The 20,657-nt window shown below is 40.8% G+C and carries 16 protein-coding genes, 5 tRNA genes and 3 rRNA genes; 19 read left to right on the top strand and 5 right to left on the bottom strand.

The window, feature by feature from the left end; genetic code table 11:
- The first annotated feature begins 32 nt into the window (after positions 1 to 32).
- On the top strand, positions 33 to 347 hold the full coding sequence (locus NYE67_RS01900; protein WP_340728998.1) for a hypothetical protein: 315 nt from the start codon (positions 33 to 35) through the stop codon (positions 345 to 347).
- A gap of 262 nt (positions 348 to 609) precedes the next feature.
- On the top strand, positions 610 to 1,029 hold the full coding sequence (locus NYE67_RS01905; protein ID WP_340726811.1) for a hypothetical protein: 420 nt from the start codon (positions 610 to 612) through the stop codon (positions 1,027 to 1,029).
- A gap of 76 nt (positions 1,030 to 1,105) precedes the next feature.
- Here NYE67_RS01905 and NYE67_RS01910 read toward each other — a convergent pair whose 3' ends face one another.
- Positions 1,106 to 2,128 (bottom strand): DUF2804 domain-containing protein, encoded by a 1,023-nt coding sequence (locus tag NYE67_RS01910; protein WP_340728999.1) that lies wholly within the window; start codon positions 2,126 to 2,128, stop codon positions 1,106 to 1,108.
- Positions 2,129 to 2,289: 161 nt separating this feature from the next.
- Between NYE67_RS01910 and NYE67_RS01915 the strand changes: the two genes are divergently transcribed.
- The 7 genes from NYE67_RS01915 (at position 2,290) to NYE67_RS01945 (ending at position 9,246) form a co-directional block, all read left to right on the top strand.
- Positions 2,290 to 2,793 carry an amidase domain-containing protein gene (locus NYE67_RS01915; RefSeq protein WP_340726813.1) on the top strand — a complete coding sequence of 168 codons (504 nt, stop codon included), beginning with the start codon at positions 2,290 to 2,292 and terminating at the stop codon, positions 2,791 to 2,793.
- Between the two features lie 75 nt (positions 2,794 to 2,868).
- Positions 2,869 to 3,432, top strand: coding sequence for a nitroreductase family protein (locus NYE67_RS01920; RefSeq protein WP_340726814.1), 564 nt, complete (start codon positions 2,869 to 2,871; stop codon positions 3,430 to 3,432).
- A 240-nt stretch (positions 3,433 to 3,672) separates the two neighbouring features.
- Positions 3,673 to 5,646, top strand: coding sequence for a methyl-accepting chemotaxis protein (locus tag NYE67_RS01925; protein WP_340726815.1), 1,974 nt, complete (start codon positions 3,673 to 3,675; stop codon positions 5,644 to 5,646).
- A gap of 134 nt (positions 5,647 to 5,780) precedes the next feature.
- Positions 5,781 to 6,410 carry a general stress protein gene (locus tag NYE67_RS01930; protein ID WP_340726816.1) on the top strand — a complete coding sequence of 210 codons (630 nt, stop codon included), beginning with the start codon at positions 5,781 to 5,783 and terminating at the stop codon, positions 6,408 to 6,410.
- 131 nt (positions 6,411 to 6,541) lie between these two features.
- Positions 6,542 to 7,240 carry a CoA transferase subunit A gene (locus NYE67_RS01935; RefSeq protein ID WP_340726817.1) on the top strand — a complete coding sequence of 233 codons (699 nt, stop codon included), beginning with the start codon at positions 6,542 to 6,544 and terminating at the stop codon, positions 7,238 to 7,240.
- Positions 7,240 to 7,872 (top strand): 3-oxoacid CoA-transferase subunit B, encoded by a 633-nt coding sequence (locus NYE67_RS01940; RefSeq protein ID WP_340729000.1) that lies wholly within the window; start codon positions 7,240 to 7,242, stop codon positions 7,870 to 7,872. The genes NYE67_RS01935 and NYE67_RS01940 overlap by 1 nt, the downstream gene beginning before the upstream one ends.
- Positions 7,873 to 8,220: 348 nt before the next feature.
- The gene (locus tag NYE67_RS01945) at positions 8,221 to 9,246 is read left to right on the top strand and encodes a M14 family zinc carboxypeptidase (RefSeq protein WP_340729001.1); all 1,026 of its coding nucleotides are present in this window, start codon (positions 8,221 to 8,223) and stop codon (positions 9,244 to 9,246) included.
- Between the two features lie 56 nt (positions 9,247 to 9,302).
- Here the strand turns inward: NYE67_RS01945 and NYE67_RS01950 are convergent, their stop codons facing one another.
- The 3 genes from NYE67_RS01950 to NYE67_RS01960 form a co-directional block, all read right to left on the bottom strand.
- Positions 9,303 to 9,500 carry a YwbE family protein gene (locus NYE67_RS01950; RefSeq protein WP_191701199.1) on the bottom strand — a complete coding sequence of 66 codons (198 nt, stop codon included), beginning with the start codon at positions 9,498 to 9,500 and terminating at the stop codon, positions 9,303 to 9,305.
- Positions 9,501 to 9,578: 78 nt separating this feature from the next.
- A complete protein-coding gene (locus tag NYE67_RS01955) occupies positions 9,579 to 10,499 on the bottom strand; it encodes a dipeptidase (RefSeq protein WP_340729002.1) in 921 nt (306 codons plus the stop codon).
- Positions 10,500 to 10,564: 65 nt separating this feature from the next.
- Entirely contained in the window at positions 10,565 to 12,268 is a 1,704-nt protein-coding gene (locus tag NYE67_RS01960; RefSeq protein ID WP_340726820.1) for an ABC transporter ATP-binding protein, read from the bottom strand.
- Positions 12,269 to 12,463: 195 nt separating this feature from the next.
- Between NYE67_RS01960 and NYE67_RS01965 the strand changes: the two genes are divergently transcribed.
- Complete coding sequence (locus NYE67_RS01965; RefSeq protein WP_340726821.1) at positions 12,464 to 13,375, top strand: HNH endonuclease; 912 nt, start codon at positions 12,464 to 12,466, stop codon at positions 13,373 to 13,375.
- A 252-nt stretch (positions 13,376 to 13,627) separates the two neighbouring features.
- Here the strand turns inward: NYE67_RS01965 and NYE67_RS01970 are convergent, their stop codons facing one another.
- Entirely contained in the window at positions 13,628 to 14,017 is a 390-nt protein-coding gene (locus tag NYE67_RS01970; RefSeq protein ID WP_340726822.1) for a (deoxy)nucleoside triphosphate pyrophosphohydrolase, read from the bottom strand.
- A gap of 226 nt (positions 14,018 to 14,243) precedes the next feature.
- Here NYE67_RS01970 and NYE67_RS01975 point away from each other — a divergent pair, with 226 nt between their 5' ends.
- The 9 genes from NYE67_RS01975 (at position 14,244) to NYE67_RS02015 (ending at position 20,633) form a co-directional block, all read left to right on the top strand.
- Positions 14,244 to 14,618 (top strand): membrane lipoprotein lipid attachment site-containing protein, encoded by a 375-nt coding sequence (locus NYE67_RS01975; protein WP_340726823.1) that lies wholly within the window; start codon positions 14,244 to 14,246, stop codon positions 14,616 to 14,618.
- A 478-nt stretch (positions 14,619 to 15,096) separates the two neighbouring features.
- Positions 15,097 to 16,651 (top strand): 16S ribosomal RNA (locus NYE67_RS01980).
- 286 nt (positions 16,652 to 16,937) lie between these two features.
- A 23S ribosomal RNA gene (locus NYE67_RS01985) occupies positions 16,938 to 19,866 on the top strand.
- Between the two features lie 64 nt (positions 19,867 to 19,930).
- Positions 19,931 to 20,046 (top strand): 5S ribosomal RNA (rrf, locus tag NYE67_RS01990).
- The 16S, 23S and 5S rRNA genes sit together here with 5 tRNA genes alongside, the layout of an rRNA operon.
- Positions 20,047 to 20,057: 11 nt before the next feature.
- Positions 20,058 to 20,133: transfer RNA gene (locus NYE67_RS01995), tRNA-Val, on the top strand.
- 10 nt (positions 20,134 to 20,143) lie between these two features.
- A tRNA-Lys gene (locus tag NYE67_RS02000) sits at positions 20,144 to 20,219 on the top strand.
- An 86-nt stretch (positions 20,220 to 20,305) separates the two neighbouring features.
- Positions 20,306 to 20,394, top strand: a tRNA-Leu gene (locus NYE67_RS02005).
- A gap of 13 nt (positions 20,395 to 20,407) precedes the next feature.
- Positions 20,408 to 20,484 (top strand) — tRNA-Arg (locus NYE67_RS02010).
- Between the two features lie 75 nt (positions 20,485 to 20,559).
- Positions 20,560 to 20,633 (top strand) — tRNA-Met (locus tag NYE67_RS02015).
- Positions 20,634 to 20,657 lie beyond the last annotated feature (24 nt).

The following is a 20,657-nucleotide window of genomic DNA, read 5'->3' on the forward strand; positions in this document are numbered from 1 at the left end:
TTGAAATTTAAAACTTAAGGAGGAATAATCTTATGGACATACAGTGGGTGAATGGGCAATATCCGGAAGATAAGAGGATTTTCGATTCTGAGATGGAAGTGTATGAATGGACACACTCATTGTATACGGATATTTCGCTTTATTTATTTAGAGAACAAAATGTTGGTTATGCAACGCCTGATGAAAAAGTAATCGATTTTTTAACCGAACTGCTTCCGCAATGGGCAGATCATTTAAATCTACAGCTTATTGTGCATAAAGATAAAGTAGAAGAAAACGGTAAATGCATTTATAGAATTTGGACTTCACAAGTAAAAAAACTTGATGGAAGGGATGGAAAAGGGTAGCTTTTTGTAATGAATTCACTAAATTTCCAATCAGGAGAGATATTCAATGATTGAGAAATTTATACAGTCCTCAAGAGGAACAATGAGGTAGTTTCCCACCAGAAATATGCTATTGTCTTTAGCCATGGGTTAACAGCAGATCACACCCTTTTCGATAAACAAGTTGAATAGAGTTTAATGACTTGCTCATTTCTTTTATTCAGTCCAATTTATAAAAGTAATATAAAGGAGGAATACTATTTCTAAATTTAATAAAAGACTATTGCCGGTAGTTATTTATATATTTTTAATAGCAATATTAATAATCTTTATAAAAAAGACAGATTTTAATTTGACTGGCTATACGTATTACTTTGATGAAGAAAATACGGTGTTAACAATTGAAGAAGGATATTTAAATAAAGAAGTAAATCATGTGATATACAATGTGCAAGATCATTCTAATGCCGCTAAAGCATTATTGATTATATTACCGATTAACAAAGCATATCAATTATGGATGGTTACTATAATCTTCCTGACATTTTATTTATCATGCATCTTCTTTATAATATTTTCTGAAAAACTGAGATTATATTTGGGCTTATATCTTTTATTCCTAATTGTCTTTATTTTAGGAGACCTATACATTCACAAAGAATTGATTGAGGAAATATCTAATACTCTCGATAAATTAATTTAAAGCTATTAATTTACCTAAAATCAGCCAGTAAAAAAGGATAATAGTCAAATAAGACCTATTATCCGTATTTTTACCTTCACCACTTCGTCACATGCTCTTCAATACAGCCAAGCATTTGCTGGATTTGTAAAGTTGTGCCGTCTTCGAGCTGAATAAATCCATCATAATAGCCTACCATTTGGTGGACAGAGGAAACAATGACCTTCGCATTGGTTTCGGCTACTCGTTCAAAAAATGGTGTAAACATTAAATTGACCTGCCCGCTGAATTTGGATTTTACAGTCCATGGCTTCATAAAATCGGTACGGTCATAGTGAAATAATACATCTTCATGTATTTTTGTCATCTTTCCATCGACAAAAACGGCATTTTCCGTCATACCTGTACCGTCTGTCCACTTCCCGCCAAAGTTTAAGCCAATTCGTTGACCACGAACGCGCTGTGAGGCCATTCCCCAATTCCATGTTGCTTCACGAGGCCATATCCCACGACCATAATCCAGCACCGCAAAGCTTTCTTCAGGAGTAAAGGTAAAGCTGCGATTGCCAATATGTACAACCCCAGAAGCCGGTAACGTATGATGTTTTGCTGTAAATTGAAATGTTTTGCGATTCCATGGAATAACTACATTAAGGGACTCATCATTTTTTGGATGCTCAATCTTTAGCTCAGCATGTAATGACTCTCCATCAAAATCTGGCGCATTGACCGTTAAATGAGTTTCATTGTTGAAGTACGCCATTTCAATAGAGACTTCGCTATTTTTATATTGGATAGTTTCCAACACTTTTTCAGGCATTTTTACATTTGCCCCAAGTGGAATTAAAATTGTTTTTTCGAAATAGCGCTGTGTTTCATACTCGAGAAAATAGACGAAGCACACCGCAGCGTAATCTAAGTGACTAATCGTAGCGGAAAACAAAATTTCCTCACCAAAGACACACCAATAATTCCATTTTTTCTTGCGCATAAAATGACCGGAAAGATTGCAATCGATAATGGGTGTTCGTGCATAGCCGATTGCCTCCGGATTCAGATTCCCTTTTTTATCGCATAGAACCGTTGGAAGGACGATTTCCCTTTCTGCGTGTTGCCTCATCTATATTCCCCCTTAAACTATCTTTAAAAATCAAATGAACATAATGCAGTTAAAATAATTGTATCAAACAATTACAAAAACAGGGTATTTTCACTCTACATTCATATAAAGTACATAAAAAGGAGAAATTCGACATAGGTTGTGAAAAAAGGAGAAAAAAGTTGGTTTCATACTATAATCGAGAGGCTGCAGTGGCCTATGCCAATAAATGGTGGGATAGCTTTAATCCTGAGTTTCCTAGATTTCAGGATGACTGTACAAATTTTATTTCACAATGTTTATATGCTGGAGGGGCGCCGATGCGAGGGGCACCGAATCGTGGGCAAGGCTGGTGGATGATTGGCTTAAATGAGCGCTGGAGCTATAGCTGGTCTGTTGCTCATTCACTCCGTTGGTATTTGGAAACGTCAAAGCGTGGACTCCGGGCAACAAGAGTAAATTCAGTTGAACAGTTACAGCTAGGGGATGTCATTTTTTATGATTTCCAGGGGGATGGAAGAATTGATCATAGTACAATTGTTACGCGAATTGAGGGAGGTATTCCATATGTAAATGCCCATACGTCGAACAGTGCCGACCGGGAATATTCTTATGAGGACTCCACAGCCTATACACCACAAATGACTTACTATTTCTTTCATATTGAGGATGAGTTTACGTTGTAAAGCAACCTTCTAACATATGTTAAATGTTGAAATTTCATGATAAGGTAGTATTAGTAACAGAAGGGGGTTTTGTCGATGACATTATCAGTAAGAGATGCAGTATTACAACGTCGATCAATTAAACTATTTAACGGACAGCAAGTTGAAAAGGAAGCAGTGTTGGGGATTTTAGATGAAGCAAAATGGGCGCCAAATCACGGCAACCGTCAGCCTTGGCGTATAGTAGTAGGCGCGGGCGAGCAACTTCCAAAAGTACATGAATTACTAAGAAATCTAGCTATCCCAAAATGGGAAGAACTTTCAGAAGAGGCTCTTGCTGCTCAAATGAAAAAGTTCACATTAGCGGGTGCTTACGCATTTGTATTAGTGACGGAGGATGTTCGTCAAAAAGAACGCCTGGAAGATTACGCCGCGGCTTCTTGCTATTTACAAAACGTACAGCTGCTTGCATGGGAAAAAGGCATCGGTACATGCTGGAAAACACCTGGATTTTTAGATAATCCGAAATTCCGTGAAGCATTAAAAGCACAGCCACATGAACGAGTAATTTCAATGTTCCAGTTCGGCTATTTTGATGAACTGCCAAAAGCAAGAGTGCGTAAAGAGCTTACGGATTTTGTGACAGAGTTCGAGATTTAATAATATGAGAATGCATGAGGGAATCAACATTTCCCCGTGCATTCTTTTTTTGTTCGTTAAGGGATTTCATCAATTATATGGGTGTGACTTCCACCTGTTTAAAGATTTGTAACATGGCATACCCTTGCTTTGAAGACTTTTTTCTCTTAAACATAAAAATTAGTTTGAAATCGAGATAAATACATAATAAAATGCAATTATATGAGGAAAAAATAAACAGGTGTTTAAGAAGGAGCAACTATGCGCTATAAAAGTTTAAAAACGCGACTAATATTAATATTTTTATTAGTTGGTATTATTCCCGTTTTTGCTACAGTTATTTACAATTACTTTGCAGCATTTAATAGTTTTGAAGAAGTGCAATATTCTCAACAAAATGAAATGGAACATTCTGTAACGAAGTATTTTGAACAGACGGCATCTGATTTACAATATTTAGTTGAGCTCTATGCGAAAGATCCGGAAATACAGCAACTACTCTTAGAGGAAGACCGCACCTTAATAAAATCCGGTGGTGAAGCGTTATTTAATAAACTTAGTGCACAGCATAAGCTAGCCATTTTTGAAATTGGCGATGAAAAGGGAGCAGTGCATGTAAGAGGCCATAATCCATCTGCTTACGGAGATGATAAATCCGAAATTGTCGCTATTCAAGGTGCCCTGCAAGGAAATACGTATAGTGGGTTTGAATATGGTACAAGCGGTTTGGCAGTGAGAGCCTTTGCACCAATTGAATGGAATGGGCGAACAATCGGTACATTACAAATGGGGGTTCGAAATGAATTTGTGACAAGTGTTCAAAGCTTATTTCCAAATGCAAAGCTGCAGCTGATAGATGCAAATGGAGAGATTTTTGAAGCATCTGAAAAGGAAAATATCGGGAGTAAACTAACAGGAAATGCAATTTCTGCTGTTTTAAATGGAGAAGCAAGCCAATTAAAAAATCAAGATAAAAAAGTAATTGAGAGCTTTTTACCTTTGCAAGATCCTACAGCAACTACTGTTATCGGAGGCATCCATTTAACCCAAAATATTGGAAAGACGCAATCTGCTATGTTCTCGATGATAAATGGTGGTGCCGTCATCTTAATAATCACTATTATACTAGCAATAGTCGTTGCGCTAACTTACAGTCGCACATTAACAAAGCCTATCATACATACATCTAAACTTCTGCATGTATTAAGTGAAGGTGATTTAACACAACGAATGGAAGAGCATAACCGTCAAGATGAAATCGGCCAGCTAATGACAGATATGAAAATAATGCAGGAAAATCTACATAGAATGATTGGTGAAGTTTCGAAAGCATCAAGCAGTGTAAATTCAAAAAGTGCTAGTCTCGCTCTGTCAACAAGTGATGTGTCGACAGGGTCTCAGGCTATTGCTGAAACAATGGAAACATTATCACGTGGCATCGAATTGCAAACAAATGAAATTACCGAAGTCTATGAGGCTGTTAATAAGTTTTCAAACGATTTAAAGGAAACGGCAGAACAAGGGACAAAGCTCGAATCAGTTTCCGGTAATGTACTTTTACTTTCATCGGAAGGAACAAAAATGATGCAAACTTCCAATGGACATATGCAGGAAATCCACTACATTATGGATACCGCAATTCATAAAATGGAGGAATTAGGTGAGCGTGTTGGAAAAATCACATCTTTTGTAAATATAATTGAAGATGTAGCTAATCAAACGAACTTACTAGCACTAAATGCCTCTATTGAAGCAGCGCGGGCTGGGGAACATGGAAAAGGATTTGCCGTTGTAGCAGAGGAAGTACGGAAGCTTGCTGAACAAGTGGCAAAATCAGTGATAGAAATTTCCGCGATTGTCACAACGATTCAACATGGTTCAAATGAGTTAAGTAACTCACTACAGCAAGGATTTACGACAATCGAAACGGGTACCGATCAGCTTTCGAATACTGCTGATACGTTTAAAGAAATTGAACGATCTGTTTTACAAATGGATGCATTTACAAAACAAGTCCTTGGGCAATTACAAACAATGAGTAGTAAAGGACAAGAGATTAATCAATCCATGCAGGAAATTTCGGCAATTACTGAGGAAACAACAGCAAGTGTGGAAGAAACGACTGCCACGGTTATTGAAACGAGTGCAACGATGAGTAACGTCGCAGAGACAACAGAACAGTTAGCCGAACTCGCAGATCAGCTGAATCAAATCGTAAAAGAATATAAAATCTAATGAAAAAGAAGTCGCCAAACATACTACTGGCGGCTCTTTTTTTGCATTATTATAGGCGATTGCTATTTCAAAATAGGTTTTGTGTAATGTAGATGGGGAAAAGGGCAGTAAGAAGAATTAATGGAGGGATGCAAATGTTTAATGAACCAAAACAGTCGATTGATGTCGCCTATACTAAAGGGGAATTGCTAGAGAAACTCCAAGAATTACGTGGCGGTGAACCGGGCGAGGAGATAGATAGAACCCATGTTTACGTATTAACTAAAGATGTGGACGAGTTCCATTCCATTGCTCGTCATCAGCAAATTTCTCTAATTACGACAAATGGTGTCCGCAGTATTCTTAAAACGCTATTTACGAAGGAAACACCGATAGAGGAAAAATTACGCCGCCTAAACTTACCGGAAAATGAACGTCTTGAATATGAAAAGATTATAAATGATGGGGGTAAAGTCCTCATAACAGGAAGTGATCCATTTGATGAAGAGGGTTGGGAAGGACATACCCTTGATAATTGGATTACGAACCGCTCTAATCCATCGAATTTGATCCGCTGGGATATTGAAGAGGAGCGACCAATTCCATTTGAGGAGCAAAAAAAGAAGTATGATCCGTTGCCTCCGAATAGCGAAGTAGCAGGTGAGTTTGGACGTGGCGATGAAGTAGAAGATCCGGATATCATTCCATTGAAGGACAACCAGCGTTACGTTCGCGACCCGCATACAAAGGAACTAAGTATTTATCAAGGTCCACATAAAAAGTGATCATGAGAGCCCAACTGACATGTGAGCAGTTGTGGCTCCTTTTTGATTTAATCAACGGAATATATGGTTTTTGAAGGGGAATTTGTAGTTTTGTAGAATATTTTGTAAAGATGTGAAAGGGGATAGAGAACATGGACAAAGTAGTAGCTTCTGTACAGCAGGCGATACAACATATAGAAGATGGGGCTGTTTTATTAGTGGGGGGCTTCGGCTTATGTGGCATTCCAGAAAATTTAATTCAGGCATTAAAGAATAAAGGGACAAAGAATTTAACGGTTGTCAGTAATAATTGCGGTGTCGATGATTTTGGGCTTGGCATCCTGTTACAAGACAAGCAGATTACGAAAATCATTGCTTCATATGTAGGCGAAAATAAAACATTCGAACAGCAATATTTAAATGGTGAGCTTGATGTAGAGCTAACACCACAAGGGACCCTGGCTGAACGTATCCGGGCAGGTGGTGCAGGCATTCCGGCATTTTATACTGCAACAGGTGTTGGAACGCCGATTGCAGAAGGAAAAGATACAAAAGAATTTGATGGCAAGATGTATTTACTTGAGCGAGCGATTACAGGAGACTTTGCTCTTGTTAAAGCGTGGAAAGCCGATCGCTCTGGTAATTTAGTATTTCGTAAAACTTCACGCAACTTCAATCCGCTCTGTGCTACAGCCGGGAAAGTTACGATAGTGGAAGTGGAGGAGCTTGTAGAAGTTGGCGAGCTTGATCCGGATGAAATTCATTTACCAGGTATTTACGTGCAGCATATTGTGCACAGCGACTCCTTTGAAAAACGGATAGAACGCCGCACTGTAAAGGGGGAAGCATAATGGATGCACGCTTAAAGATTATTCGCCGTGCTGTAAAGGAAATTGAAGATGGTATGTATGTCAATTTAGGAATCGGTATACCAACACTCATTGCGAATGAAATCCCTCCACAGTTTAATGTAATGCTTCAATCTGAAAATGGGCTTCTTGGCATTGGACCATATCCAACGGAAGAGGAAATCGATGCCGATTTAATTAATGCTGGGAAGGAAACGGTAACTGCAAAGGCTGGTGCAACATTTTTTGATAGTGCTGAAAGCTTTGCGATGATACGAGGCGGGCATATTGATTTAGCGATCCTCGGTGGAATGGAAGTGTCAGAGCAAGGAGATCTTGCGAATTGGATGATTCCCGGGAAAGTAGTAAAGGGAATGGGTGGCGCAATGGATTTAGTAGTTGGCGCGAAAAAAGTAATCGTTATTATGGAGCATACAAATAAATACGGTGAGTCCAAATTAAAGCGCGAATGTACATTACCTTTAACCGGTAAAGCCGTTGTTCACCGTCTAATTACGGAATTAGCTGTATTTGATTTTACTGATGGCACGATGCAACTAGTTGAGCTTCAAGAAGGTGTGACATTAGAGGAAGTGCAAGAAAAAACAGAAGCTGAGTTTGAAGTAAAGTTGTAATAAAGAAGTTGAAGAACCTTATTATAAAAATAGACGAGTATTATATAAACAATACCGTCTATTTTATCGCTATTGCAAATGTCACAATAAAGTAAATGTAGAATAACTGCCATACCACAAAAAAATTAAGATTGTCCGGTGTAAATTTTAAGTGACTTTTACTCTATGTATATTTGGCGAAAAAATGAGTATATAAATATATCCTATAAATAGAAAATTGTAACAAATTCTCTAATTTTATTAAAGAAAATTGATAGAATTCCTCTATATACGATTAAAGAACTAATCGATACTCTTAATGTACGGATTATTTTATTAATTCAGAACTTTTTTGAGTGGAGGGGTCTTATGAAAAAGAAAGTATTTGCGCTATCTTTAACTGGAATTTTGGCACTAGGAGCTGTTACACCAGCTGCATTAACTACCTATGCTGTAGGTGAGGGACCAAACTATGGTGGAAATGAATCGATTCAAACTTCTATTCTATATACTTACGATGAAATGGTTAATTATCTTAAAAAGCAAGAAGCGAAACAAGATGCTATGCAGCTTGAAGTGATTGGTCAAACTGTAAAAGATCGAGATATTTACATGGCAAAATATATTAAGAATCCAAATAACCCGACTATATTATTTTTAACGCAACAGCATGGTAATGAACATTTAACTACTGAAGGTGCATTGGAATATATCAAACATCTGGGAACAGGTAAAACAAAAGGTGTTCTTGATAAGGTCAATATTCTTATTGTGCCTATGTTAAATGCAGATGGTGCAATGGGAGATGTCGATTTTTCTCTTGATGACTATATCGCTGATGGTGGACGTAATTTAACACGATACAATGCTGTAGGGGCAGATTTAAATCGTGATCATGTTGATAAAGTGCACCCAGAAACACAGGCTCTACATAAAAATGTTTTACAAAAGTATGATATTGACTACATGATTGACCTGCATCATCAAGGTACTCAAGCAAGACGAGACGGAAAATTAGTATCAGGATCTATGCTTTATCCTACAAATGATAAAGTAAAGCCGGAAGTATTAGAGAAATCGAAAAAATTAGGAGCTGTTGTATTTAATGCTGTGGATTCTACTGGATGGGGACATTTAGCGAAATATAATGGCGGCAATGGTGAGAATATCGGCAGAAATGGTGCCGCGGTTCAATATGATATTGCTACACTCCTTTTTGAAATGCGCGGAATGTCCGATCATTTCAATGAGTCGGCAGTTATTGGTCAAAAAAGTAATGGTTATTTAATCAAACAAACGATTACAACACTTGATTCTGCGGTTCGAGCAATAGCAGATCGTTCAATTGAAACTGCAGATATCAGTTTCTGGGATACATTGGATACTCAAAAATAAAGTATAAAAAATTCCCCCACCTAAAATGTAGGAGGGGGAGTTTTTTGTTTTAATTTTCACTTCGGATATGTTTGACATACACGGCCGATTTGTCCATCTGTTAAGCGGACTTTTATGCCGTGTGGATGTGAGCTAGAGTTCGTCAATAAATCCTTTACTACGCCCCGTGTTGTCGTCCCTGTACGTTGGTCCTTTTTTAATACGATATCAACTTCCAGACCAGGGTATACATCGCTACGATTTTTGCCGTTCATTAAATCCGTCCTTTCACTAGACTTTCCTAAGTATAGCACGTCAAAAAAAATAACCCTACATGGAAGTAGGGTTAAAAACTATTTAGGTAAATGATTTATAAAATTGGCATAAGCAAAGCCTCGTACTTGCTCTTCACTATAATATTTGAGAAGTTCATTAATAAAGTTTTGATAAATCCCTGCATGTTCAAGTCCTTCAACTTTATAATCGATTCCATCAAAATCTGAGCCTAAACCAATTAATTCTTTTCCACCAAGCGAGCAAATATAATCGATGTGACGAATTACGTCCCCCATACTCGCACGATTTGTTCCGTTTATAAATTCAGGATATAACACGATATGAATGGGCGCATTTTTTTCAATCATCGCCCGTATTTGGGCGTCGTTTAAATTGCGAACATGATCACATACAGTTTTCGCATTCGAATGCGTGGCAATGACATAGTCCGCCTGCTCTATAACATCCCAAAAGCTTTGTTCATTCAGATGAGAAACGTCAGTGAAAATCTTATGCTGATTGTTAAGTTTAATAATTTCTTTACCAAACGGTGTTACTCCACGCCCATATTGGCTATGTGCTCCATCTGCTGCTTCGTTAGGGTAGTTCCAAGTGAGTCCAATTGATAATACGCCAAGCTGATGAAATGGATGCCAAATTTTAAGGTCCCCACCGAAAAAATCGACACCTTCAATTGTTAAAAATGCCCCGATTTGTCCAGGTTGAAGTGTTTCGAAATCTGCCCATTTTTTAATATGTACTACACCTTCGCGTAATACCTCATTACGAAAGCACTCAATTTGCTTGATCGCAGTTGCACGTTTTTCTACAAGCGAAAGCTCAGAATCAACATAAATAGCAAACGCTTGTGCTATCACATGACCTTCAACTAATTTTTCATAATTCACATCAAGCTTAGGGGAATTAAGAAATTTATATCCGTTCTTTTGCATGCGTAACAATGCATCACAGTGTAAATCAATAATCGGAATGCTCATAAGGATACCTACCTTTCTAATTTTTTTAAAAAGGTGAATGACCTAAATCATTCACCTGAAAATTTCTAAGCATGATGAAGCCCTGCGAAAATGCCGCCTTTTGCGACAAGTTCTTCATACGTACCTTGTTCTTCAATGCCATTTGGTGTTACAACGAAAATATAATCTGCATCACGGATCGTAGCTAAACGGTGAGCAATAATTAATGTTGTACGGTTTTTCGCTAAATCATTTAATGATTGTTGGATAATACGCTCTGTGGCTGTATCAAGCGCAGACGTCGCCTCATCTAAAATTAAAATCGGCGGGTTTTTCAAGAACATACGCGCTATGGCAAGACGTTGTTTTTGTCCACCTGATAATTTCAAACCACGTTCACCAATCTCTGTATTAAAGCCATCTGGTAAGTTTTCGATGAACTCCAGTAAATTTGCCTGTTCAACGGCCGCTTTAATTTCTTCAAAGCTCGCACCTAGTTTACCATATTCTACATTTTCCCTAATAGTTCCTGTAAATAAAAACACATCTTGTTGAACAGTTCCGATTTGCCTGCGAAGTGATTGTTGCGTCAAATCACGAATATCGTAGCCATCGATTGTAATTGCCCCATCCGTAATATCATAAAAACGGGGAATAAGCGCACTTATCGTCGTTTTCCCTGAACCAGATGGCCCTACGAACGCAACCGTTTTGCCAGCTTCCACTTTAAAGGATAGGTCGTTTAAAACTTGCTTACTGTCCGCATACTTAAAGCTTACATTTTTAAATTCGATATTCCCGTCTAAATGTTCAATAGCAATTGCGTTTGGACTATCAACAATTGTCGGCTCCTGGTCCAGCAAATCACAGAAACGTTTAAAGCCGGCCATTCCTTTTGGATACATTTCCAGTAAGGCACTGATTTTGTCGATCGGCTTAATTAGAACATTCGTGAATAAAATGAAGCTCGCAAACTCACCGGCTGAAAGGTTGTCATTAAATGAAAGCCAAGCACCAACAACAAGCACTAGCAATGTCAGTAGACGCGTTAAAAAGTAAATGCTTGAATGTGTACCTGCCATTACTTTGTAGGCATAGATTTTCGCTTTACGGAACAAGCCGTTTTGATCTTTAAAGCGTGTTGTTTCGAATTCTTCATTTGTAAATGATTTCACAACTCGAATACCTGAGAAGCTGTCTTCCACCCTGCCATTGACGTTTGCAATTTCACTGTACATAACGCTCCAGCCCTTTTTCATGCGCTTATTGCTCCAATACATTACGGCTATTAAAAGTGGTACGAAAAATAAAATAATCGTCGCAAGCGTTGCATTAATATTGAACATAATCGTAAATGCCCCGATGAATGTCATCATGGCAATGAATAAATCTTCCGGACCGTGATGCGCAAATTCGCCAATATCAAACAAGTCATTTGTAATCCGACTCATTAAATGACCAGTCTTCATATTATCGAAAAACGTATACGGCTGACGCTGTACATGGTTGAATAGCTGCTGGCGCATATCGGTTTCGATATTGACCCCAAGCTTATGTCCCAAATAGTTTACGATATAGTTCATCACTGTACTTAATATATAAGTCAGTAATAAAAGGGCACTGATTTTAGTGATCATACCCCAATCATTAGTCGGGAGCAGGTCATCAATAAACCATTTCACCGCCAACGGAAACAGTAATTCCAAAATAGCTACAAACACTGCACAGGAGAAATCAATAATGAATAATCGTTTGTGAGGCTTGTAGTATGTGAAAAATCTTGCTAGCATTTCAAGTCCTTTCTGTACACAACCTAAACCGAGTGTAACTTGTTGTAATATTTTTGGTTAAATGGATTATAACATTTCTTGGGAATTTTTCGAGAGGCGAAATAATGATTTACAAAGAAAATGTTTTTAGGCAAGTTATTTATAATAGGAAATTAGAAATGATACACTTATAGGAAAAGAATTGAAGGTGTACGAATGAATTTTTATATTGTAATGCAAGGCCGTACATACGATGAGGCAAAGGAAAAACAAGTCGTATGGTGCTCGATTTTGGATAGTAGTGGTCAAACACCGCATTCTTGGGAGCGGATGAAAGAAGTGAAAAAGGGAGATGCGATTTTTCACTGTGTCAAAGGGGAAATTGTTGCCATCAGTACCGCTCAGGAAGATTGTTATGAGGGGATTAATCCATTAGAGGATAATGGAGCAGTCGGCCATCTTTTTTCTGCTGAATACGAAGAGTTAACCTCTCCCATTAATATTAAATTGAATTTTGATGAAATCCAACCGTTATTACCAGTTAAATATTCCCCGTTTCAGGAAAATGGTGATGGGAATCAAGGCTTTTTATATCCATGCAATGAAATGCTGGCAATTAAATTACTTGAGCTCATGAGTGATGCGAATATCTATGAAGAAAATGTAGAGCAACTGGAATTTGCAATTGGCTTGATTGCGCAAAAGGAACGCAAAACATTGGCACCGGTTCTCATCGAAACAGAAGCAAAAGCAAAAGTGAAAATCCGCAAAGGCCAAGAAAAATTCAGAAAGCAATTATTGCCATTATGGGACAATCATTGTGCTTTATGTGGTATCTCTTTACCTGAATTATTACATGCAAGCTATTCGAAGCCATGGAAAGACGCAACAAATGAGGAACGACTAGATCCATACAATGGAATTTTGCTGTGCCGCAATCATGATGCTTTATATGACAATGGCTATATCGCATTTGATGGCACCGGGAAAATCCATATCTCCTCAGAAATTGACCGAATCGACTATGGAAAATACGACATTCATGAAAAAATGCGAGTAGCACGAGTAGAGGAGAACAAGCCGTATTTTAAATGGCATAAGCGGGAGATTTTTAGGGGAGAAGAATAGTTTATAGCAAAGGCAAGGCGCTATTCCAAAGTACATTTTGGATAACACCTTGCTTTATTTTATTCCTCTACTAAATAATGATAAATATCGTATTGGACTGGAGTATCTAATACGATATTCATTGTTACTACGGGCTCCCATCTGGCATAATCTCATTTCTACCAGTCTCTGTCACTACGTGAGTTTCTCTTAGGTTGAAAAGAAGCTTCAAGTTTTTAACTAACTGCTCCATAAAAGCACACCTTTAAATAATTATTTTAATAACTTTTCAACGGTTGGAATATCTGCTGGTGCAAAATCTAGTTCATTGAGTGATGCACGCTTTACCCACTTCGTATCTGAATGCTCTAAAGCAACAGGTGTTCCATTCACAATTTTAGCCATATAGGTTTCAAGACGAACGATAAACGTACCATAATCATAAGTTGTATCTTCAACTTTATCGCCTACAACAATTTCACAAGTAAATTCTTCTAAAATCTCGCGTTTTAATGCTTGCTGTGGTGTTTCATCTTTCTCAATCTTTCCACCTGGAAACTCCCAATAGTTTGGTAATGACATTTGAGGGCTACGTTGTGCACAGTAAATTTCCTGTTTATCGTTTTCGATAATAGCTCCAACGACATGTACTTGTTTTTTCAAAATTAATCATTCCATTCTTAATTAATAACCTAATTATAGCTTGTGAGTGTTTAGTAGAGGTTAATAAGGTTTTAAATAACTGTTCACTTGCCCTATAGTATATACTTTTGTATATATATGGTATTTAATTGGGTTTGCAAATTTACAAAAACAGCAAGATTAGAGCCATTAATGATGTACTAGAGGGTTTGAAGATAAAACTAATTAAAGAGGGGGGAGAATTGAAATGAAAAAATTATTATGTTTATTGTTATTTACATTTATATTAACAGCTTGTAATTCATCGAAAATGAGTATTACTGAAATTCAAAACATTCCTAATAAAGTACAGGAAATTATAAACCCCGACTATCAGCTTCAATGGATTAATAATATCGATAAGAATGCCAGCTATATTATTTTTCAATCTACTGATAATGTTACCCCGGACCTTGAAGTAGTTGATAACATATTAAACATAAAACTGGATAGCACGGGTCAAAAAAATAACGAGTTGAAAATGTATGTATATAAACTCAATCGTGGTGATGCAGAGTTTGACACGATAAACGTGAAAGTAAACGGGCAGGATACACCAATAGATAGTCTTACAGGTTTTTAAGGAGAATAGAGAAATTGTATGATTGGTAATGCCAGTTTCATTGCCTCTCTCAATCCAGTTACGGATGTAACAACTCCAACAGCAATCCTATTAATTATTGAAAAGGTATAGAAGAGACATCTCACTTCTGAATAATGTGTTTGAATTTCTGATAACAGCTAAGTTACCAAGTGGATTTCCCTCACTTTAGGGGGTAAGTAACGGTATTTGAAAATTTATTTTTTACGTGTATATAATAAGAAGAGAAAAGAAAGAATAAAAAAAGAGAAAAAAACATTTTAAAAAGTGTTGACGTTTATTTAAATGGCGTGTATAGTTATACAAGTCGCCGAGAGAAAACGCGACAAACGGACAAAATGAACCTTGAAAACTGAACAAGCAACGTTAATGAAACAAGCTTCTTAAATGAAGCAAACAATAGATTTTAACTTTTAATTAAGTTGAATCGCTAGCAAAGCAAATGAGCTTTCAAACTACTTTTATGGAGAGTTTGATCCTGGCTCAGGACGAACGCTGGCGGCGTGCCTAATACATGCAAGTCGAGCGGATGATGAGAGAAGCTTGCTTCTCTCTGATTTAGCGGCGGACGGGTGAGTAACACGTGGGTAACCTACCTTATAGATTGGGATAACTCCGGGAAACCGGGGCTAATACCGAATAACACTTTTAAACACATGTTTGAAAGTTGAAAGACGGTTTCGGCTGTCACTATAAGATGGACCCGCGGCGCATTAGCTAGTTGGTGAGGTAACGGCTCACCAAGGCAACGATGCGTAGCCGACCTGAGAGGGTGATCGGCCACACTGGGACTGAGACACGGCCCAGACTCCTACGGGAGGCAGCAGTAGGGAATCTTCCACAATGGACGAAAGTCTGATGGAGCAACGCCGCGTGAGTGAAGAAGGATTTCGGTTCGTAAAACTCTGTTGCAAGGGAAGAACAAGTAGCGTAGTAACTGGCGCTACCTTGACGGTACCTTGTTAGAAAGCCACGGCTAACTACGTGCCAGCAGCCGCGGTAATACGTAGGTGGCAAGCGTTGTCCGGAATTATTGGGCGTAAAGCGCGCGCAGGTGGTTCCTTAAGTCTGATGTGAAAGCCCCCGGCTCAACCGGGGAGGGTCATTGGAAACTGGGGAACTTGAGTGCAGAAGAGGATAGTGGAATTCCAAGTGTAGCGGTGAAATGCGTAGAGATTTGGAGGAACACCAGTGGCGAAGGCGACTGTCTGGTCTGTAACTGACACTGAGGCGCGAAAGCGTGGGGAGCAAACAGGATTAGATACCCTGGTAGTCCACGCCGTAAACGATGAGTGCTAAGTGTTGGGGGGTTTCCGCCCCTCAGTGCTGCAGCTAACGCATTAAGCACTCCGCCTGGGGAGTACGGTCGCAAGACTGAAACTCAAAGGAATTGACGGGGGCCCGCACAAGCGGTGGAGCATGTGGTTTAATTCGAAGCAACGCGAAGAACCTTACCAGGTCTTGACATCCCGGTGACCACTATGGAGACATAGTTTCCCCTTCGGGGGCAACGGTGACAGGTGGTGCATGGTTGTCGTCAGCTCGTGTCGTGAGATGTTGGGTTAAGTCCCGCAACGAGCGCAACCCTTATTCTTAGTTGCCATCATTCAGTTGGGCACTCTAAGGAGACTGCCGGTGATAAACCGGAGGAAGGTGGGGATGACGTCAAATCATCATGCCCCTTATGACCTGGGCTACACACGTGCTACAATGGACGATACAAACGGTTGCCAACCCGCGAGGGGGAGCTAATCCGATAAAATCGTTCTCAGTTCGGATTGTAGGCTGCAACTCGCCTACATGAAGCCGGAATCGCTAGTAATCGCGGATCAGCATGCCGCGGTGAATACGTTCCCGGGCCTTGTACACACCGCCCGTCACACCACGAGAGTTTGTAACACCCGAAGTCGGTGAGGTAACCTTTATGGAGCCAGCCGCCGAAGGTGGGATAGATGATTGGGGTGAAGTCGTAACAAGGTAGCCGTATCGGAAGGTGCGGCTGGATCACCTCCTTTCTAAGGATTATTTCGGAATCATTCTCATGGAGAATGAAACATTAACGTTTGCTGTTCAGTTTTGAAGGTTCATTCTTAATTGAATGAAATACTTCAAAACACTTGCTCCTGCGGTTACTCGTCGCAAATATGCGAAGAAGTAAGACAGGAAGCATATTCGTTCTTTGAAAACTGGATAAAACGACATTGAAAGCAATAAAACAAATTTCTATTTTATAGAAATGTAACAAGTCAAGCAATTGACGTGTAAACTTAAATCTTGGATTTTATCCAAGTGTTAACTTTTGGTTAAGTTAATAAGGGCGCACGGTGGATGCCTTGGCACTAGGAGTCGATGAAGGACGGCACTAACACCGATATGCCTCGGGGAGCTGTAAGTAAGCTTTGATCCGGGGATTTCCGAATGGGGGAACCCACTATCTTTAATCGGATAGTATCTACACGTGAATACATAGCGTGATGAGGACAGACGCAGGGAACTGAAACATCTAAGTACCTGCAGGAACAGAAAGAAAATTCGATTCCCTGAGTAGCGGCGAGCGAAACGGGAAGAGCCCAAACCAAAGAGCTTGCTCTTTGGGGTTGTAGGACACTCTATACGGAGTTACAAAAGAATGAGTTAGACGAAGCGACTTGGAAAGGTCCGCGAAACAAGGTAAAAGCCCTGTAGTCAAAAGTTCATTCCCTCCAGAGTGTATCCTGAGTACGGCGGAACACGTGAAATTCCGTCGGAATCCGGGAGGACCATCTCCCAAGGCTAAATACTACCTAGTGACCGATAGTGAACCAGTACCGTGAGGGAAAGGTGAAAAGCACCCCGGAAGGGGAGTGAAATAGATCCTGAAACCGTGTGCCTACAAGTAGTTAGAGCCCGTTAATGGGTGATAGCGTGCCTTTTGTAGAATGAACCGGCGAGTTACGATTACGTGCGAGGTTAAGTTGAGAAGACGGAGCCGCAGCGAAAGCGAGTCTGAATAGGGCGAATTAGTACGTGGTCGTAGACCCGAAACCAGGTGATCTACCCATGTCCAGGGTGAAGGTGAGGTAACACTCACTGGAGGCCCGAACCCACGCACGTTGAAAAGTGCGGGGATGAGGTGTGGGTAGCGGAGAAATTCCAATCGAACCTGGAGATAGCTGGTTCTCTCCGAAATAGCTTTAGGGCTAGCCTCGTGATTGAGAATACCGGAGGTAGAGCACTGTTTGGACTAGGGGGGCATCTCGCTTTACCGAATTCAGACAAACTCCGAATGCCGGATATTTATACACGGGAGTCAGACTGCGAGTGATAAGATCCGTAGTCAAGAGGGAAACAGCCCAGACCACCAGCTAAGGTCCCCAAGTAATCGTTAAGTGGAAAAGGATGTGGCGTTGCTTAGACAACCAGGATGTTGGCTTAGAAGCAGCCATCATTTAAAGAGTGCGTAATAGCTCACTGGTCGAGTGACGCTGCGCCGAAAATGTATCGGGGCTAAACGATTCACCGAAGCTGTGGATGCATACTTTGAGTATGCGTGGTAGGAGAGCGTTCTAATAGCGTTGAAGTCAGACCGGAAGGACTGGTGGAGCGATTAGAAGTGAGAATGCCGGTATGAGTAGCGAAACATGGGTGAGAATCCCATGCACCGTATGACTAAGGTTTCCTGAGGAAGGCTCGTCCGCTCAGGGTTAGTCGGGACCTAAGCCGAGGCCGATAGGCGTAGGCGATGGACAACAGGTTGATATTCCTGTACCACCTCCTCACCGTTTGAGAAATGGGGGGACGCAGTAGGATAGGGTAAGCACGCCGTTGGTTGCGCGTGTTCAAGCAGTAAGGCGTGTATGTAGGCAAATCCGCATACTTTAACGTTGAGCTGTGATGACGAGCTCTTATGAGCGAAGTTCCTGATTTCACACTGCCAAGAAAAGCCTCTATCGAGGTGAGAGGTGCCCGTACCGCAAACCGACACAGGTAGTCGAGGAGAGAATCCTAAGGTGTGCGAGAGAACTCTCGTTAAGGAACTCGGCAAAATGACCCCGTAACTTCGGGAGAAGGGGTGCTTCTTTGGGTGCATAGCCTAGAGAAGCCGCAGTGAATAGGCCCAGGCGACTGTTTAGCAAAAACACAGGTCTCTGCAAAACCGTAAGGTGACGTATAGGGGCTGACGCCTGCCCGGTGCTGGAAGGTTAAGAGGAGCGGTTAGCGCAAGCGAAGCTGTGAATTGAAGCCCCAGTAAACGGCGGCCGTAACTATAACGGTCCTAAGGTAGCGAAATTCCTTGTCGGGTAAGTTCCGACCCGCACGAAAGGCGTAACGATCTGGGCACTGTCTCAACGAGAGACTCGGTGAAATTATAGTACCTGTGAAGATGCAGGTTACCCGCGACAGGACGGAAAGACCCCGTGGAGCTTTACTGTAGCCTGATATTGAATTTTGGTACAACTTGTACAGGATAGGTAGGAGCCAGAGATCCCGGAGCGCCAGCTTCGGAGGAGGCGTCGGTGGGATACTACCCTGGTTGTATTGAACTTCTAACCCATGCCCCTTAGCGGGGTAGGAGACAGTGTCAGGCGGACAGTTTGACTGGGGCGGTCGCCTCCTAAAGAGTAACGGAGGCGCCCAAAGGTTCCCTCAGAATGGTTGGAAATCATTCGAAGAGTGTAAAGGCATAAGGGAGCTTGACTGCGAGACCTACAAGTCGAGCAGGGTCGAAAGACGGGCTTAGTGATCCGGTGGTTCCGCATGGAAGGGCCATCGCTCAACGGATAAAAGCTACCCCGGGGATAACAGGCTTATCTCCCCCAAGAGTCCACATCGACGGGGAGGTTTGGCACCTCGATGTCGGCTCATCGCATCCTGGGGCTGTAGTCGGTCCCAAGGGTTGGGCTGTTCGCCCATTAAAGCGGTACGCGAGCTGGGTTCAGAACGTCGTGAGACAGTTCGGTCCCTATCCGTCGTGGGCGTAGGAAATTTGAGAGGAGCTGTCCTTAGTACGAGAGGACCGGGATGGACACACCGCTGGTGTACCAGTTGTCTTGCCAAAGGCATCGCTGGGTAGCTATGTGTGGACGGGATAAGTGCTGAAAGCATCTAAGCATGAAGCCCCCCTCAAGATGAGATTTCCCATTACGCAAGTAAGTAAGACCCCTGAAAGACGATCAGGTAGATAGGTTCGAGGTGGAAGTGCGGTGACGCATGTAGCTGACGAATACTAATCGGTCGAGGACTTAACCACATTTTATTGCACAAATTCAATGAACCGTTTATCCAGTTTTGAAAGAATGAAATTCTTTCAATAGTGAAGTGATGATGGCAAAGAGGTCACACCCGTTCCCATACCGAACACGGAAGTTAAGCTCTTTAGCGCCGATGGTAGTTGGGGGCTTCCCCCTGCGAGAGTAGGACATCGCTTCGCTTATTTTTTTTGGAGGATTAGCTCAGCTGGGAGAGCACCTGCCTTACAAGCAGGGGGTCGGCGGTTCGAACCCGTCATCCTCCACCATTTTATGCAAGAGCCATTAGCTCAGTTGGTAGAGCATCTGACTTTTAATCAGAGGGTCGAAGGTTCGAGTCCTTCATGGCTCACCAGTTTTTTATAAACTATATACTGTCAGAATAAAAATATCCTATGTATAGCTTATTACTGAAGTAGTTATTACTTCTATATTATAAATGCCGGGGTGGCGGAACTGGCAGACGCACAGGACTTAAAATCCTGCGGTGAGTGATCACCGTGCCGGTTCGATTCCGGCCCTCGGCACCATTTTTAATAATAAGCGCCCGTAGCTCAATTGGATAGAGCGTCTGACTACGGATCAGAAGGTTGTGGGTTCGACTCCTGCCGGGCGCGCCATATATATTAATGTAGCTTGCTTGAGAATATCAGCAATAAATAACCACATTAAAATTAAGATAAAATAATACTTATGGCTACCTAGCTCAGCTGGCTAGAGCATTCGGTTCATACCCGAAAGGTCGTGGGTTCGACTCCCTCGGTAGCCATCTTATGGATTTATAGATTCATCT

It is taken from the genome of Solibacillus sp. FSL W8-0474 (genome assembly GCF_038004065.1).
Taxonomy (GTDB): Bacteria; Bacillota; Bacilli; order Bacillales_A; family Planococcaceae; genus Solibacillus; species Solibacillus faecavium.